This window comes from Aquaspirillum serpens DSM 68 (assembly GCF_000420525.1).
GTDB lineage: Bacteria > Pseudomonadota > Gammaproteobacteria > Burkholderiales > Aquaspirillaceae > Aquaspirillum > Aquaspirillum serpens.
Genome location: NZ_ATVC01000033.1, coordinates 1 through 16,204, shown reverse-complemented (window position 1 = coordinate 16,204; position 16,204 = coordinate 1). Strand labels below are relative to the sequence as shown.

General features: G+C 50.1%; 18 protein-coding genes. 8 read left to right on the top strand and 10 right to left on the bottom strand.

Going from position 1 to position 16,204, the window contains the following annotated elements:
* Nucleotides 1-38 precede the first annotated feature (38 nt).
* The 8 genes from lapB to G465_RS0107750 form a co-directional block, all read right to left on the bottom strand.
* On the bottom strand, nt 39-1,199 hold the full coding sequence (gene lapB / locus G465_RS0107780) for a lipopolysaccharide assembly protein LapB (protein WP_022653924.1): 1,161 nt from the start codon (nt 1,197-1,199) through the stop codon (nt 39-41).
* Between the two features lie 35 nt (nt 1,200-1,234).
* Nucleotides 1,235-1,531 (bottom strand): LapA family protein, encoded by a 297-nt coding sequence (locus G465_RS0107775; protein WP_022653923.1) that lies wholly within the window; start codon nt 1,529-1,531, stop codon nt 1,235-1,237.
* A gap of 107 nt (nt 1,532-1,638) precedes the next feature.
* A complete protein-coding gene (locus tag G465_RS0107770) occupies nt 1,639-1,935 on the bottom strand; it encodes an integration host factor subunit beta (RefSeq protein WP_022653922.1) in 297 nt (98 codons plus the stop codon).
* Between the two features lie 11 nt (nt 1,936-1,946).
* A complete protein-coding gene (rpsA, locus tag G465_RS0107765) occupies nt 1,947-3,626 on the bottom strand; it encodes a 30S ribosomal protein S1 (RefSeq protein ID WP_022653921.1) in 1,680 nt (559 codons plus the stop codon).
* 114 nt (nt 3,627-3,740) lie between these two features.
* Nucleotides 3,741-4,397 carry a (d)CMP kinase gene (gene cmk, locus G465_RS0107760; RefSeq protein WP_022653920.1) on the bottom strand — a complete coding sequence of 219 codons (657 nt, stop codon included), beginning with the start codon at nt 4,395-4,397 and terminating at the stop codon, nt 3,741-3,743.
* 5 nt (nt 4,398-4,402) lie between these two features.
* Nucleotides 4,403-4,783 (bottom strand): NAD-binding protein, encoded by a 381-nt coding sequence (locus tag G465_RS16055; RefSeq protein ID WP_245556769.1) that lies wholly within the window; start codon nt 4,781-4,783, stop codon nt 4,403-4,405.
* Nucleotides 4,732-6,219 (bottom strand): cation:proton antiporter domain-containing protein, encoded by a 1,488-nt coding sequence (locus G465_RS13985; RefSeq protein WP_245556768.1) that lies wholly within the window; start codon nt 6,217-6,219, stop codon nt 4,732-4,734. The genes G465_RS16055 and G465_RS13985 overlap by 52 nt, the downstream gene beginning before the upstream one ends.
* Nucleotides 6,220-6,367: 148 nt before the next feature.
* A complete protein-coding gene (locus tag G465_RS0107750; RefSeq protein WP_022653919.1) occupies nt 6,368-8,050 on the bottom strand; it encodes an ABC1 kinase family protein in 1,683 nt (560 codons plus the stop codon).
* A 127-nt stretch (nt 8,051-8,177) separates the two neighbouring features.
* Between G465_RS0107750 and G465_RS16510 the strand changes: the two genes are divergently transcribed.
* The 7 genes from G465_RS16510 to nudB are packed head-to-tail and all read left to right on the top strand — an operon-like array spanning nt 8,178 to nt 13,785.
* Entirely contained in the window at nt 8,178-9,239 is a 1,062-nt protein-coding gene (locus G465_RS16510; protein WP_022653918.1) for a C40 family peptidase, read from the top strand.
* On the top strand, nt 9,236-9,454 hold the full coding sequence (locus G465_RS0107740; RefSeq protein WP_022653917.1) for a hypothetical protein: 219 nt from the start codon (nt 9,236-9,238) through the stop codon (nt 9,452-9,454). Before G465_RS16510 ends, G465_RS0107740 begins: the two co-directional genes overlap by 4 nt.
* 9 nt (nt 9,455-9,463) lie before the next feature.
* Entirely contained in the window at nt 9,464-10,705 is a 1,242-nt protein-coding gene (locus G465_RS0107735) for a lipoprotein-releasing ABC transporter permease subunit (protein WP_022653916.1), read from the top strand.
* Nucleotides 10,698-11,387, top strand: a complete 690-nt coding sequence (lolD, locus tag G465_RS0107730; protein WP_022653915.1) for a lipoprotein-releasing ABC transporter ATP-binding protein LolD — start codon at nt 10,698-10,700, stop codon at nt 11,385-11,387. Before G465_RS0107735 ends, lolD begins: the two co-directional genes overlap by 8 nt.
* Before the next feature lie 29 nt (nt 11,388-11,416).
* The gene (locus tag G465_RS13975) at nt 11,417-12,736 is read left to right on the top strand and encodes a mechanosensitive ion channel family protein (protein ID WP_022653914.1); all 1,320 of its coding nucleotides are present in this window, start codon (nt 11,417-11,419) and stop codon (nt 12,734-12,736) included.
* Nucleotides 12,733-13,338: a response regulator transcription factor gene (locus tag G465_RS0107720; RefSeq protein WP_022653913.1), complete on the top strand. Its 606-nt coding sequence runs from the start codon at nt 12,733-12,735 to the stop codon at nt 13,336-13,338. The genes G465_RS13975 and G465_RS0107720 overlap by 4 nt, the downstream gene beginning before the upstream one ends.
* Before the next feature lie 6 nt (nt 13,339-13,344).
* Nucleotides 13,345-13,785, top strand: a complete 441-nt coding sequence (gene nudB / locus G465_RS0107715; protein WP_022653912.1) for a dihydroneopterin triphosphate diphosphatase — start codon at nt 13,345-13,347, stop codon at nt 13,783-13,785.
* 3 nt (nt 13,786-13,788) lie between these two features.
* Here the strand turns inward: nudB and rph are convergent, their stop codons facing one another.
* Complete coding sequence (rph, locus tag G465_RS0107710; protein ID WP_022653911.1) at nt 13,789-14,505, bottom strand: ribonuclease PH; 717 nt, start codon at nt 14,503-14,505, stop codon at nt 13,789-13,791.
* Nucleotides 14,506-14,617: 112 nt separating this feature from the next.
* Between rph and G465_RS0107705 the strand changes: the two genes are divergently transcribed.
* Entirely contained in the window at nt 14,618-15,475 is an 858-nt protein-coding gene (locus G465_RS0107705; protein WP_245556767.1) for a YicC/YloC family endoribonuclease, read from the top strand.
* Between the two features lie 76 nt (nt 15,476-15,551).
* Here G465_RS0107705 and G465_RS0107700 read toward each other — a convergent pair.
* On the bottom strand, nt 15,552-16,204 hold a 653-nt coding region (locus G465_RS0107700; RefSeq protein ID WP_022653909.1), incomplete at its 5' end, for a PD-(D/E)XK nuclease domain-containing protein.

The window sequence follows — 16,204 nt, the reverse complement described above, 5'->3', positions numbered from 1 at the left end:
CACATACACTCAAATCAATCAGGAGAAACCCACGCACATTACGACTCGGTGCGATTGGGAGTAAAAGTTTCCCACTCATTACAAGCAGGACAATGCCAAAAAAAGGTTTTCGAGCGAAATTGACAGCGTTTACAACGATGGACACTCAAGCGCTTCACCTGCGTCAGGACAAGATCACGCGCTAATTCGGCATCCTGCCGACTATCCGGCGTCAGCGAGGCAAAACGCGCATCGATCAATTTCGCCATCCCAGCTAGGGTTGGGCGACGATGAACAGCCTCGCGCAAAAAGTCGAGCGCTGCCGCATCCCCCTCACGCTGGGCAATACGTGGATATAACAAATCAATTAAATCGAGTTCGGGGAAGGTTTGTAAAAACCCGCGCAACAAGGCCAAGCCCTCGGCAGGTTTTTCCAGTCGTTCATAGGCATCTAATAAACGCTCGGCGACCAAGGTCAGGTATTCAGGGTTTTGTTTTTCTACCCGTAACCATGCCTCAATTGCCGCTTCGGTTTGACCGGCGGCCAATTCAATATCACCGGCGATTAAACTGGCGCGCGCAGAACGGCGATTGGCGGTTAATGCCTCGGCCAGATAATTGCGTGCTTCGTCTAACTGCGACTTGAACAACGCAGCCTGCGCCAGCTCGCAATAGAATTGCGACAGTTCATGCTGATAGCTCATGGCCTCACTGCGTAAGGCCCGCGCCATATCAATCGCCCGTGTCCAATTACGCTCTTGTTGGTAGATTGCCAACAGATGTTGCCGTGCTTCTTGCGCAAAAGGTGTCGGTTCTAGGCTTAATAACAATTCCTCAGCTCGATCCACCAAACCCGCACGCAAAAAATCCTCCGCCAACTCCAGTCGCACGCGGTCTTTTTGATTGGCAGGCAACTCTTGATCTTCCAACATCCGTTGATGGAGACGAATAGCAAGGTCGTTTTCACCACGGCGGCGATGCAGGCGACCGACAGCCAGTTCCAATTCAAAGGCTTTGGGGTTAGCCCGTGCCACCTCGCTTAGCTCACGCACCGCCACTTCGGTATTGTCATCTAATAAAGCATGTAACCCACGGAAATAGGCAGAAGGGACGGCTTTGGCTTGTGCCAACACCGCACGCATATCAATCCGCGCCGCTAACCAGCCCAACCCAAAAAACGCCGGAAAGACTAATAACCACCACAGTTCAAAATCCTGCACCGGCTGCTCTCTTATTTAAAAAACGGAAAATAGTGTCAATTCGCAATCGCATCACTAGGATCGTCCACCACCGACGACATCGGAGCACTGCGCTGTCGCAACTCTTTCTTCAATACCGTTAGCTCACGCCGCAGGCGCAGGTAATAGACAAAGCCGGCCATCAAACCCAATGCCGCACCGGTCGAGAAAAAGGCCAACAGCAAGACAATCAGAGGGGCTTCCCAGACATAACCGAGGAAAAGATGTAAGGTGACTGGCAGCGTATTTTGCATCGCCAATGCCAGTAACAAGATAAAAACCAATAGCTTGAGCGCCCAAATCACATAACGCATGGCAGCCTCTATAAATGGGTTAGGCCCGATAGTGTAAACCAACGGACCTAACAATGAAAAACGCCGTGAATCACTTCACGGCGTTTTCCTCAGATGAGAGCCAAAGCTCAAGCATTCGTTTGTGCGTGGGCATCGACACGTTCACGCAATTCCTTACCTGCTTTGAAGTGTGGCACATACTTTTCGGGTACAGACACACTGGCACCAGATTTGGGGTTGCGACCTAAACGTGGCGGACGGTAGTTAAGATCAAAACTACCGAATCCACGAATCTCTATTCTTTGCCCACGAGCAAGGCTGGTTGCCATCGCATCTAAGATGGCCTTGACGGCCATCTCAGCATCTTTAGCGACCAGTTGCGGATAACGTTCTGCGAGCTTGGCAATCAGCTCGGACTTGGTCATCACGATTCCGCTTACTCGTTACCGCCAGACAGTTTAGCTTTCAGCAGAGCACCCAAATTGGTGGTACCTGCGTTACCTGCTGTATCTGCCTGCAAGGATTTCATTGCACCAGCTTCTTCAGCGGCATCTTTAGCTTTGATCGACAGCTTGATCGAACGGTTCTTACGATCGATGTTGATGATCATCAGCTCTAATTCGTCACCGTCTTTGACGTGGGAACGAATGTCTTCAACGCGGTCACGCGACACTTCGGAGGCCGGCAAGTAACCTTCAACGTCGCCATCCAACGCAATCGTCGCACCTTTGGCATCAGCAGATTTCACTACACCTTTAACAATCGCGTTTTTGTCGTGCATCGCGATGAAGTTGTTGAAAGGATCACCATCCAACTGTTTGATGCCCATGGAGATGCGCTCGCGCTCAACGTCGATGGCCAACACAACAGCTTCAACTTCGTCACCTTTCTTGAACTTACGCACGGCTTCTTCGCCAGCTTCGTTCCAAGACAGATCAGACAAATGCACCAGACCGTCGATGCCACCAGGCAAACCGATAAACACACCAAAGTCGGTGATCGACTTGATGGTACCGGCAATCTTGTCGCCTTTTTTGTAGTTAGCGGCAAAATCATCCCATGGGTTTGGCATGCACTGTTTCATACCCAAGGAGATACGACGACGATCTTCGTCGATTTCCAAGATCATGACTTCAACTTCATCACCCAAAGCAACCACTTTGGATGGGTGAACGTTCTTGTTGGTCCAGTCCATTTCGGAGACGTGCACCAAGCCTTCGATACCTTGTTCGATTTCGACGAATGAGCCGTAGTCGGTCAAGTTGGTCACGCGGCCAAACAGACGGGTGCCGGAAGGATAGCGACGGGACAGACCCACCCATGGATCTTCGCCCAACTGTTTGAGACCCAAGGAAACGCGGTTTTTGTCTTGGTCGAATTTGAGCACTTTGGCTTCGACTTCATCACCCACAGCCAACACTTCTGTTGGATGTTTAACACGGCGCCATGCCAAGTCGGTGATGTGCAACAGACCATCGATACCACCCAGATCAACGAACGCGCCGTAGTCGGTGATGTTTTTAACCACGCCTTTAACAATCGCGCCTTCCTTGAGGTTTTCCAGCAACGCTTTGCGTTCTTCACCCAAGGTTTCTTCCAGCACAGCGCGGCGGCTCACCACAACGTTGTTGCGTTTGCGATCAAGTTTGATCACTTTGAATTCAACTTGCTTGCCTTCGTAAGGTGTGGTGTCCTTCACTGGACGGGTATCCACCAACGAACCAGGCAAGAAAGCACGGATACCGTTGACCATCACGGTCAAACCACCCTTCACTTTACCGCTGATCAGACCAGACAGGATGGTACCGGCTTCGAGCGCTTCTTCCAGCTCAATCCAAGCTGCCATGCGTTTTGCTTTGTCGCGGGACAGTTTGGTTTCGCCATAGCCATTCTCGAGGCTATCGATAGCAACAGTCACGAAGTCGCCGATTTCAACTTCAACTTCGCCTTTGTCATTTTTGAATTCATCAACCGGTACCAAAGATTCGGATTTCAAACCGGCATTCACAGTGACAAAGTTTTGGTCGATTGCGACCACTTCAGCAGTGATCACCTCACCAGCTTTCATGTCCTGACGGGTCAGGCTTTCCTCAAACAGGGCGGCAAAGCTTTCCATTACGGGGGTGGTAGTCATGTAAAAAATACTCAATGGGTGGAGAAAAACCCCACCGGGGTTAGTTAAAAAACACTATGGCAATCTTCACATTGCCACAGCAAACAACCACTTCACTCAAGGCAGAGCGCGATACCAAGCTAAAACCTGTGCCACAGCAGTGGCGATGTCCAGTTCAGTGGTATCAAGCAAACGCGCATCGTGCTCTTGTCGCAACGGAGCAACCGGGCGAGAAGCATCACGCGCATCACGCGCTTCAATGTCTTGTTGAAGGCGTGCGAGGTTAGCAGATTGGCCCTTTTCTATCAACTGCTTATACCGCCTTTGCGCACGTTCTTGTGCGGAAGCGGTCAGAAAAATCTTTAAAGTGGCATCGGGAAACACCACTGAGCCCATATCGCGGCCATCGGTTACCAGTCCGGGCGCTTGGCGAAAATCGCGTTGACGTTGTAATAATGCCGAGCGAACAGCTGGCAAAGCAGCAATTTGCGAAGCGCCAGCCCCGATTTCCTCTCCACGAATGAAATCGTCACAATCTTGGCCATCTACACAAGCACGTCCCTGTTCAAACGACAGCGGCAAACGCACGGCCAATAAGGCAAGGCGAGCTTCGTTATCCCATGCCACTTGTTTCTGTTGTGCATATAACGCCAGCACGCGGTACAAAGCCCCTGAGTCTAAATAATGAAACCCCAATGCGGCCGCAACGCGGCTGGCCACCGTACCCTTACCGGAAGCGGACGGGCCATCAATGGTAATCACAGGAAACGACATATTTTTCACCCGAAACAAAAACGATATTTTAGTTGTTTTAGCCGCATTTTCTCGACTTTATCCGTGGGCATGGTCGGTATTAGGAGAAAATCGTGCCAAGACATGCTGCGCCATGCCATTGGCCAATTTTGTTCCTCGGCAAAAAACACTGTCCCACCTTCTTTTTCAAATAACAGCGACTCCTCCTCACTATGGCTACGCAACACCACCTCGATATTGGGGTTCAGCATTTTCGCGGTTTCTATCATTTGCCGAATCACCAACGGATCGGGGCAAGCAGCGACCAACATCGCTGCATTGGCAATATGGGCTTGAATCAACACCGCCGGATCTGTCACATCACCTGAGACGGCAGCCATGCCTTGTTGCCGCAAGGCTTCAACCACTTCGCGATTTTGTTCCGCGACAACAAAGGGAATACCGTTCCGCGACAACAAAGGGAATACCGCGTTCTTTTAAGGCAGAGGCAATCCCGTTCTTTTAAGGCAGAGGCAATCCGGCTACCGACTCGGCCATAGCCGACTAACACCACCTGTCCCGATAAAAAATGACGCTCGGTGCTCATTGGCAGCTCTGCATACGGGTCTTGCCGCTGTTCCAATTGCCGCGCCCATGCCGAACGGGCCAACAGCCATTTTTTCAGCGGTTGCACCAAGGTAAACAGCAGAGGGTTTAAGGCAATCGAAATCAACGCCCCCGCCAATACCAAGCTCATGCCTTCTTGCGGTAACAAACCCAGCGCCAATCCCAAACCAGCCAAAATAAACGAAAATTCGCCAATTTGAGCCAAGCTAGCCGCCACGGTTAACGCCGTGTTAAAGGGATAACGGAACAGCAAGACCAAACCGACAGCGGCTAAGGTTTTGCCAAACATAATAATCAACACCGTCGCCAACACCTGCACCGGTTGTTCCATGATAATTTTCGGGTCGAATAACATCCCCACCGAGACAAAGAACAACACTGAGAACGCATCACGCAGTGGCAGCGACTCTTCTGCTGCCCGATGGCTAAACTCAGATTCGCGCATCATCATGCCGGCAAAAAAGGCACCCAGTGCAAACGACACGCTGAACAACATCGCAGCACCGTAGGCAATACTGATCGCCGCAGCAATCACTGCCAAAGTGAACAATTCACGCGAACCCGTCCGCGCCACTTGCCACAACAACCACGGCATCACCCGCCGTCCCACCACCAACATCAAGGCAATAAACGCAAATACCTGTAACAAAGTCTGGCCGATAGTGATCCAAATCGCCGTGTCGCTCGCGCCAGTATTAGCCGTTTGACTGCCTAAAATGCCGGCCAATGGCGGCAGCAAGACCAAAATCAACACAGTCGCTAAGTCTTCAACCACCAACCAGCCCACGGCAATACGACCATTCATGGTGTCTAAAATGCCGCGTACTTCAAGGGCTTTGAGCAACACCACGGTACTGGCACACGATAATGACAAGCCAAAGACCAGCGCCTGTCCCCACGGCCAGCCCCACCACGACGCCACCATGATGCCGAGGATAGTCGCAATCGACATTTGCACCACCGCCCCCGGTACAGCGATTCGCTTCACCGCCAATAAATCGCGCATCGAAAAATGTAGGCCCACACCAAACATCAACAACATCACGCCGATTTCAGACAGTTGGCTGGCAATATGCACATCTGCAACAAAACCGGGCGTACCGGGGCCAATCATAATGCCGGCCAGTAAATAGCCAACCAAAGCCGGCAAGCGCAGTCGTTCAGCAATGACCCCCAAGATCAAGGCAATGGCAAAACCGGAGGCAATCGTTGTAATCAAAGAAATATTATGTTCCATCGCAGTTCACCTATCTGTTTTTACTAAGACATGACAGCCATTAAAACAGCGTAAGATTAGAAAAAACTTAACTTAGATGAGGCTATTTTTTTCTTCTCTAAGCAATTTTTTTACTCTTACCGCAAAAAAACCATTTCAAAACAAAAGATTAAAAATGTTTACTTGAACGCCAAATCGACCACATCAACCATAAACTGTTGGCAAATGCCACTAAAAAACCAAGAAAACCAAACAACGGCAAACCAAACAGCATGGGGCCGGCATCCACTGTCATCACAATCGACGAGCCAATAATTAAACACCCTGTGACAATCCCCATGGTCAGACGATTCGCGCTTTTATCTAACTGTTGGCCAAAGTGATCGAGCCGTTTTAGGTCTAAATCAATGCGAAACTTACCGCGTCGAATTTCCTTGGCCAACTGCAACATATCATGCGGTACATCACCCAATACACTGGCCAGTTCGGCCAAACCTGCTTTACCTTTTCGCCATAATTCTTTTGGCTGATAACGTTCGGCCACCACTTTGCGAACAAAGGGCGTAAGGTGGTTGACCATTTGAAATGAAGGATCTAATTGTCTGACCAATCCTTCTAGGGTAATCAACGCTTTGAATAACATGGCCAAATCGGCTGGTAGTACAATCGCATGGTCACGCATCAACGCCATAATGTCGTGAATCAGTTGCGAGAGATTGAGGTCTTTGAGCTGAATTTGATCGTACTGAAATAAAAACTCGGCAATGTCTTCATTGAGACGGACCTCATCTACCTCACTGTCTTGTGTCCAATTAATCAACACGTCGAACACCGCACGCTCACTGCGCTGGGCAAAGGCAGCCAACAAATCGGCCAACTCTTCGCGGCGAGGCGGAGAAAGTCGACCCACCATTCCAAAATCGACAAACACCACCCGATTATCCGGCAGAAAAAACACATTGCCGGGATGTGGGTCAGCATGAAAATACCCATCAACCAAAATCATTTTGAGGATGGCATCAGCCGCACGTTTTGCTAATAACTTTCGGTCCAAACCGGCTAAATCCACACTGTCAAGGCGATTAGCGGGAATGCCATGAATGAAAGTTTGTACATTGAGATTTTGCTGTGTGTGTTGCCAAAATACCTGCGGCACCACGATGTGGGGCTCGTTAGCAAAATTTTTGGCAAACCGCTCCATATTGCGCGCCTCAACCGCCAAATTCAGTTCACGCCGCAAAGCACGCGCAAACTGTTTCACAATCAAACATGGCTGATAACGTCGGGCTTCGGGGAACTCTTGTTCAATCAATGCGGCCAAGTAACCCAAAATGCGGAGATCTGCTTCAATTTTTTCAACGATATTCGGGCGCCGTAGTTTAATTGCGACTTCGGTGCCATCATGTAGCCGAGCATAATGCACTTGTGCAATCGAGGCCGAGCCAATCGCTTGTGGATCAAAAAAACTAAACACACTTTCAGGATCACAACCTAATGTGGCCTGTAACAGTTGTTGTACCGCTTGTTCGGGTAGGGCAGGGGCATTGCTTTGCAAACGCTCAAACTCGGTAATCCAATCGGCAGCAAACACATCCGCTCGCGTGGCAAGAATTTGGCCAAGCTTAATAAAAGTGGGGCCAAGGTCTTCCAAGGCACGGCGCAAACGCACAGGCGTATCTAAATAATCAGCGGCATTCGGCAATGGCATGTGCAGCCATTCACCGGCTTTTTCCATCGCTTTCGGTAAATTTAAGCGTTGGGCGAACTCTCCGAGGCCATGTCGGATTAAAATGGCACTGATTTCGCGCAATCTGGGCAGATCGCGCATGGCAATAAAGGTTTCTTTTAACATTGACATCGCATCACAGCGCGGCAGAATCTGCCTTAGGTTAACCAGCAACATGATGAGCGTCAGCTAAGGACATGAGAATATTAGCTTCTCTTTACATAAATGACGCCGTTCAATTACAGTCCAGTCTATGAGATTAGCTATCGGCTTACTAGCCTTCCTCTTTGCCGGTGTCGTACAGTTGGCGCATGCAGCGCCCAACGATGGCCATGACGACCCCGCGCCCCGCGCCAGCAGTGGCGAACCGCGTGCCTCAGCAGAAGAAGCGGTGGTAGGGGATTTAATCCTACAAGCCATGAGCTTGATGGGAATTGCCTATCGTTTTGGCGGCACCACCCCCACTAATGGTTTCGATTGCAGTGGTTTCATTCGTTATATTTTCCAACGCTCAATTGGCGTCAACTTGCCGCGCACCGCTGCCGAGCAAGCACAAATTGGCCGCAGCGTTGACCGTAGCGAGCTGAAGCCGGGGGATATTGTATTTTTCAACACCCGTGGTTTTGCCAATTCCCATAACGGCTTGTATATCGGTAATGGCCGCTTTGTGCATGCCCCACGCACCGGTAAAAACATTGAAATTGCCAGCATGAATGCCTCGTATTGGGCAGGGCGTTTTAATGGTGCACGCCGCATCAACCGTGGTAATGCCTTCGCTGGTGATGTGCGTGATGAAGTGGTGGCGAAAAAACCGCGTGAACGGGATGCCATTGCACAATTTGCCGAGGAAAGCGCTAACACAGCCAGCGCCAGCAGCAGTGCACCCGTGTTAGCGGCCGCTGCGATTGGTGCCACCGGCATCGGCGCTGCAGCATTGTTATCCGAACGCAAAAAAGAACGAGAAACCGCACGCCGTGAGTTGTATCGTCCGGTGGAGAATAGTCGTAAGAAAATCGAACTCGATGCCAAAGGGAAACCGAAAAAGCTGACAGCCAAAGAAAAAGCCGCTGAAGCGGCACGCGCAGCGAAGGAAAAGAAAAACAAAGGTAAAGAAAGCGTTACCGACCGCAAAAACCAACGCAAACAAAATGCCCGTGAGGCACAAAACAGCAAAGGACAGGACAAAAACAACAATAAAAAAGCCAGCAGCACAAGCAAAGTAAAAGAAAAAACCGATGCGCGTAAAGAACGTGCTAAGGCCGCTGCCAGCAAAAAAACCAGTCCAACCACTGAGAAAAAAGCCACAAAACGATGACTGCCCCTTCTTTCCCTGTCTGGCTCGACCCACAAGGTCAGCCGGTGGCCTGTGTCGAGAAAATAAAAGTGATGCAGGAAAATTTATTAGAACTGCAACAAGTGGCACAAGATGCCTTTGAAGATGCGATCTTGATGGGTTGTGATCCTGTCCAAGTACGCCACTTTATGGCAGAACTGATGCAACAACTCGAAAACCCTTATCACGATCGATAAAACCAATATATGAATTTTGAGTCTTTCATTGCGTTGCGCTATGTACGTGCGCGGCGCAGCAATGGTTTTATTTCTTTTATCTCCTTGGTGTCGGTGATTGGGATTGCCTTAGGGGTGGCAGCATTGATTGTGGTGCTGTCGGTGATGAATGGTTTTCAAAAAGAAATCCGCTCGCGCATTCTAGGCGTGGCATCGCATGTTGAAATTCAAGGTAGCAGCGGTGCCCTTGCCTATTGGCCACAAGTGGCTGAAGCGGCTCGCACAGTGCCACCGGTGATCGGTGCTGCACCCTTCGTCAATGCACAAGGACTATTGTCGATGGCGGGTAATGTGCGCGGCGCTATGATTCGCGGTATTGAACCTGCGCTAGAAAACCAAGTCGTCGATGTCGGCCAACACATGCTGCGCGGCCAATTGACCGATTTACGCGGGGGTGAATTTGGCGTGGTGATTGGGGTGGAATTGGCCCGTGCTTTGGGAGTCGGTGTTGGCGATAAGGTCACGCTGATTACCCCACAAGGCCAAGTCACGCCAGCAGGCATGTTGCCACGCTTAAAGCAATTTACCGTACGCGGCATCTTCAAAGTTGATATGTATGAATATGATGCGTCCTTGGCGATGATTCATCTGCAAGATGCCCAGCTTTTATTCCGCTTAGGACAAGATGTCAGCGGTGTGAGATTAAAGTTGACCGACTCACTCGAGGCACCGCAGGTGAAAAAGGCGCTGCTTGGGATGCTCAATGAACATGCTTTTGTCACGGATTGGACCGAGCAAAACGCCAACTATTTCCGTGCCGTACAAATCGAAAAACGGATGATGTTTATTATTTTGACGCTGATTGTGGCGGTGGCGGCGTTTAATTTGGTGTCCACCTTAGTCATGGTGGTAACCGATAAACGGGCGGATATTGCGATTTTGCGCACCTTGGGCGCTTCGCCGCGCTCAATCATGCAGATTTTTATGTTGCAAGGCGCGGCCTCGGGGGTGATGGGGGTGTTAGCTGGCGTGGGAGGCGGTGTGTTACTGGCACTCAATCTTGGCAGCATTGTCAGCACAGTTGAACACTGGGTGGGTACAAAAATTTTATCTTCAGAAGTCTATTTGATTGATACCTTACCCTCGGATGTGCAATGGCCGGATGTGCTGACCATCGCCGGTATTGCCTTGTTATTGGCCTTTTTAGCTACGCTCTATCCAAGCTGGCGTGCAGCGCGAACCCAACCGGCGGAGGCGTTGCGTTATGAATAAAGCAACACCGTGGGTGATCGAGGCGAAAGGCCTCAGCAAAACTTATCTGGAAGGTCCAAGCGCAGTTACCGTGTTATCGAATGTCGATTTATCGGTTGCCGCAGGCGACAGTATCGCCATCATCGGTGCTTCGGGTTCTGGTAAAAGCACCCTGCTACATCTTCTTGGTGGGCTAGATCACAGCAGCAGCGGCAGTGTTCATATCATGGGGCAGGCGCTGGCAAATTTATCCGAGGCGGCAAAGGGTCGCTTGAGAAATCAATATCTTGGCTTTATCTACCAGTTTCATCATTTATTGCCAGAATTTTCGGCACTAGAGAATGTGGCAATGCCGTTATTGATTCGGCGACAAAGCCGTTCTGCCGCACAACAAGCTGCCAGCGAAATATTAAGCAAAGTCGGGCTCGGCCATCGCCTACATCACAAACCGAGTGAATTATCCGGTGGTGAACGACAACGGGCGGCGATTGCCCGTGCGCTGGTCACCCGTCCGGCCTGTGTGTTGGCTGATGAGCCCACCGGTAATTTGGATCGCGGCAATGCAGAAACCGTATTTGCTGAAATGTTAGAACTGAATGCCGACTTGGGTACCAGTTTAATTATCGTGACCCACGACCCACAGTTGGCTGCTCGTGCCCAACGCCGCCTGCAGCTACAAGATGGGGTATTAGTCCCTGTCTAGGCTTTTCTTTCGTATCGACAGGGGACCTCATGGAAAATTTATTCGACCGCGTACCAGAGTTTGACCGTTTCGCCGATATTGTCATCACCTCTGCTGGCCAAGTGCAGTTGGCAACCATTGCTGTTGCTATCTACTGTGGGGTGTGGATTGCCAGAAAAGTGTTCAAACGCTTTTTCTCGACCCACCCCGAACGCTACGACCAATTATTACCCTATGTCTTGTTTCGCATGGTGTTGCCGTTGTCGGCGGCGGCACTGACTGGTATCGCTTTTTTGATCGCACGTTATGGCATTGACCAGCCACACAGCTTATTAATCGTTGCATCGATTACGCTATTTTGGCTTGCCGTGATTCGGATTGTTGCGGCGTTAGTGCGCAATGTTTTACCCACCGGCAAACTCGAACGCAGCACCGAGCACTTTCTATCGTCAATTCTGTGGCTGTTCTATCTCAGTCATTTATTAGGTTTTAACGAACTGCTGATTATTTGGATGGAATCGATTTCATTCGCAGTCGGTAAAACCAAGCTGAATTTACTGATGATCCTGTCGGGGATTTTCTGGGTGGCGGTGATTATGTTTGGGGCAATGTGGGTTAGCCGCACCTTAGATCGCCGTGTGATGATGCTCAGCCACCTTGATATGAGTTTGCGGATTGTCATTTCAAAACTGGCACGTACGCTGTTAATGGTCGGTGCGGTGTTAATTGCCCTGCCGATTGTGGGGATTGATTTAACCGTCTTATCGGTTTTTGGTGGTGCATTAGGTGTTGGTTTGGGTTTTGGTCTGCAAAAAATTGCCAGTAACTATGTCTCGGGTTTTATTATTTTGCTTGATCGGTCAGTGCAAGTAGGTGATCGGGTTACGATTGGTGATCGGACCGGCAATATCACACAAATCACCGCCCGTTATGTGGTGATTCGTTCCTCGGATGGCACTGAGGCACTGATTCCAAACGAAAATTTTATCGCCAACACCGTGGTAAACCAGTCTTATTCTGACAAGGCTATCTGGCAAAGTGCATCGGTTGGCGTGGCTTATGGCACTGATTTGGAACTGGCCTTGAAAATCTTAGTTGAAGCCGCTGAATCTGTTCCGCGTATTTTAAAAGACCCCGCGCCCACGGCTTTTGTGGTCGGATTTTTAGATAGCAGCATCAACCTCACCGTCGGTTACTGGATTGGTGATCCTGAAAATGGCTTACTTGGCCCAAAATCGGCGCTGAATTTGGCAATTTGGCGTGGCTTTGAACAACACGGTATTCAAATTCCCTTCCCACAGCGCGAGGTCAGAATGGTGTCTCAGGTATCTCCACCGGCTACGCTCAGCGAACCACCTCACACATCATGAGCCGTTTACTTGCTGTTGTTGACGATGACGAAGCGGTGCGCGAAGCGCTGGTTTGGTTGCTCGAATCGAATGGTCTGGCAGTACAACCCGAGGCATTGTTACAAGACGATGCCGCGCAATTTGCCTGCTTGATTTTGGACATGCGGCTATCGGGGATGAGTGGGTTGATGCTGTTTGAGCGACTGTTACAGCGCCCCTATTGTCCTCCGGCGATTTTTCTCACCGGCCACGCAGATGTGCCCTTAGCGGTATCGGCATTAAAAATGGGGGCTTTCGATTTTGTGGAAAAACCGTTTGATGATCTGTTGTTATTAACGCGGGTACAACAGGCCATCAGCCAAGATCAACAAAACCGACAACAGCAAAGCCAACAACAGCGGATTCTCGGTGCGCTCAACCAACTGACCGACCGTGAACAGGAAGTGATGCAACTGGTGTTAGCAGGAAAGTTAAACAAACAAATTGCCGACAGTCTGGATATCAGTATTAAGACTGTCGAGGTACACCGCGCACGGGTGATGGAAAAAATGGGCGTCAAATCGGCGGTTGAACTCGCTGGTTTATTGGCCCAATACCGTCCTCATGCGGCTAAATCGGATTGATATTGTATGCCCTATAAACAACCTTATTCTGTGCTGGTGGTGGTACATACCCCAGACAAGCAGGTGTTATTGATTGAACGCGCTGATTTTGCCAACGGTTGGCAATCGGTGACGGGTAGCCGTGAAGACAACGAAGATTGGCGCACCACAGCGATTCGTGAGTTGGCAGAGGAAACAGGGTTGGACCTCACTCAGGGGGAGTTGGTCGATTGGGAAATAGAAAACCAATATGAGATTTATCCCCGTTGGCGGGCGCGCTACGCCCCCGGTGTGACCCACAACACAGAGCGCGTATTTGGGTTTTGTGTTCCCGCCCCTCTCAACGTGCGATTAGCCGAGCGAGAACATACCGCCAGTTGTTGGTTATCGTGGCAACACGCGGCAGAAAAAGTCTTTTCTCCAAGCAATGCCGCCGCGATCCGCCATTTAGGTGAGCAAGCCAGCTAGTCTTTAGCTAGCCAGTGCCTGTTGTTGCAGTTGAATGATCTCACCAATGCCGGCACTGGCTAAATCTAATAATTCATTCATTTGTTGCCGTGAAAACGGCAGTCCCTCGGCAGTGCCTTGTACCTCGACGATCCCCCCTGAGGCGGTCATCACCACATTCATATCGGTTTCGCAGTTTGAGTCCTCGGGATAATCCAAATCCAACAGCGCCACCCCATCGACAATCCCCACCGATATCGCTGCTACCGCCTCGCGCAAAGGACTTTGTTTTAACAGCCCTTTAGCCAGTAAGCCGCTGATGGCATCGTGTAGCGCGACATACGCACCAGAAATACTGGCCGTGCGCGTACCACCGTCGGCCTGAATCACATCACAATCAATCACAATTTGTCGTTCGCCTAAAGCGGATAAATCCACCACGGCGCGTAAGCTGCGACCAATGAGGCGCTGAATTTCTTGTGTCCGCCCCGATTGTTTGCCGGCACTGCTTTCACGCCGCATGCGGCTATGGGTTGAACGCGGCAACATGCCATATTCGGCCGTCACCCAGCCTTGCCCCTTCCCTTTTAAGAAGCTAGGTACATTTTCTTCCACGGTGGCGGTACATAACACCTTGGTTTGACCAAAGCACACCAATACCGAGCCCTCTGCGTGGCAGGTGTAGTGACGGGTGAAAGAGATTGGCCGGAGTTGATTGGCTTGCCGCTGTGCGGTACGCATAAAGAGTGTCTTTCTGATTGAAGAGAAAATCTCATTCTAATGTATAGTGCAGGCGGCCGGAGGCAAAGCGCTCCGATCTCTGAATTTTTGGGACATCAATATGATACTTAGCATGACCGGCTTCGCCTCAGTCAGCCGTGATTTACCACAGGGCACGTTCGCTCTCGACATCCGAGCCGTGAACCACCGTTATCTTGACGTGCAATTCCGGATGCCGGAGGAGTTTCGCAGCTTAGAACCTAAACTGCGCGAATTAATCACCAATCATGTCAGTCGCGGTAAGGTGGAATGTCGCATCAGTTTACAAACCAATCCAGCTCAACAAGGTGATTTAAAAATTAACCAGGCCTTGTTATCTCAACTCGTTGAGGCTGCAAAAATTGTGCAAAGCCATAGTCCACAGGCACGCGGGTTTTCTGTTGGTGAGCTGTTACGTTGGCCCGGCGTGTTAGAAAGTCAGGGACAAGACAACGATTCACTGAGCCAGCACTGTCTTGATGCTTTACAGCAAGCCTTGCAAGAATTTACTGCTTCACGCGGCCGAGAAGGCGAGAAACTCAAACAGGTGTTGCTTGATCGCCTTGATAGCATCCATCGTTTGCTTGAAGAGATTAAGCCGAAATTGCCGGCAATTTTGCAAGGATGGCAACAACGACTGAGCACGCGATTAAAAGAAGCGTTAGACGGGCAAGTGGAAGATGATCGCTTAAAGCAAGAGTTTGCCTTGTTTGCACAGAAGATCGATATTGATGAAGAACTCGAACGCTTGCATACGCATTTGACCGAAGTACGCCGAGCATTGAATAAAGGTGGTTTGGTTGGCAAGCGGTTAGATTTCTTAATGCAAGAACTCAATCGTGAAGCCAACACCCTCGGCTCAAAATCTGTCTCAACAGAAACCACTCAGACCGCCGTGGAACTCAAAGTGTTGATTGAACAGATGAGAGAGCAGGTGCAGAACATCGAGTAGCATTTGATCAAATATCACACCGTTGTCCATCCCCACTAAAGCCCCTTCAATGGGGCTTTAGTGGTTAAATTAGTGGTTAAAGAGTCATCCACTCAAATCCCACCACATTCCGCTGTTCGCGGCTAAACTCAATCCCAATCAAATGAATCGGCTCACCTCGGCTGCGGTATTTCTCGGCATAGCCTCGGTCTTGCAGCTGTTGCAGGGCTTTGCCTTGTGGGGTAGCTTCAACGACTTTGAATTCAAATAAATACACTTGCTGATTAAACAGCACCGCCATATCAATACGGCCTTTGTTGGTGATATCTTCCAGTCTGATGTCTAAGCCAAGGGCCGCGAAATAACTGTAGAACACGCTGGCGTAGTAGCCTTCGTATTGGGCAATGGCGTTGTTGCGTTGCCAGTCGTAGGGAATGCTGGAAAATAGGCTATGGAATAGGGCTTCCATGCCAGCAAAGTCATTTTTCAGTAATAGCTGCCCCAGTTGATGTTTGGTGCGGCTACTTTGGCCGGCATCCGGCTGAAGGACATACAACACGCTATTGTGAAAGCTTTGATAGACCTCGCGGTTTGGATAGCGCAGTTGGTACAGATATTCGCCGAATTGATAGTCCCGTGTGGCGATCGTTAGATAGCCGGTTTGGAACATCAACGATTCAGTGAGCATCATGTCAACATCAAATGCTTGTAATAGATCACCGCTGAGGCGCAAGGTTGCCAGTTCCGGCA